Source organism: Flammeovirga aprica JL-4 (assembly GCF_012844305.1).
GTDB lineage: Bacteria > Bacteroidota > Bacteroidia > Cytophagales > Flammeovirgaceae > Flammeovirga > Flammeovirga aprica.
This window is the reverse complement of record NZ_JABANE010000393.1, coordinates 1-609: the sequence shown is the minus strand read 5'-3', so window position 1 is coordinate 609 and position 609 is coordinate 1. Positions and strand designations below refer to the sequence as shown.

Sequence of the window (609 nt, the reverse complement as noted above, 5' to 3'; positions counted from 1 at the left end):
CAGGAACGGCTTGTCAATCGCACGCTCTGGTTCCGGGATATAGGTATCCAGGTGGCCAGCCAGTTCGATGATTTTCGCTTCCCACTCTGCGTCGCCTTCCAGCGCTTTCAGAGCAGAACCACGAACGATCGGGGTGTCGTCGCCCGGGAAATCGTACTGAGACAGCAGTTCACGAACTTCCATCTCAACCAGTTCCAGCAGCTCTTCGTCATCAACCATGTCGCATTTGTTCAGGAACACGATGATGTACGGAACGCCTACCTGACGACCCAGCAGGATGTGCTCACGAGTCTGCGGCATCGGGCCGTCAGTCGCAGCAACAACCAGGATCGCGCCGTCCATCTGCGCAGCACCGGTGATCATGTTTTTAACATAGTCGGCGTGGCCCGGGCAGTCTACGTGCGCGTAGTGGCGAGTCGGGGTGTCATATTCAACGTGAGAGGTGTTGATGGTGATACCACGAGCTTTTTCTTCCGGCGCGTTATCGATCTGGTCGAATGCGCGAGCGGAACCACCGTAGGTTTTAGCCAGTACGGTAGTGATGGCAGCGGTCAGCGTTGTTTTACCATGGTCAACGTGGCCGATAGTACCGACGTTAACGTGCGGTTT

Annotated in this window: 1 protein-coding gene; it reads right to left on the bottom strand. The window is 56.0% G+C overall.

Going from position 1 to position 609, the window contains the following annotated elements; genetic code table 11:
* Window positions 1–609 (bottom strand): GTP-binding protein (locus HHU12_RS34565; protein WP_169661227.1); only part of this gene is annotated, 609 nt, incomplete at both ends.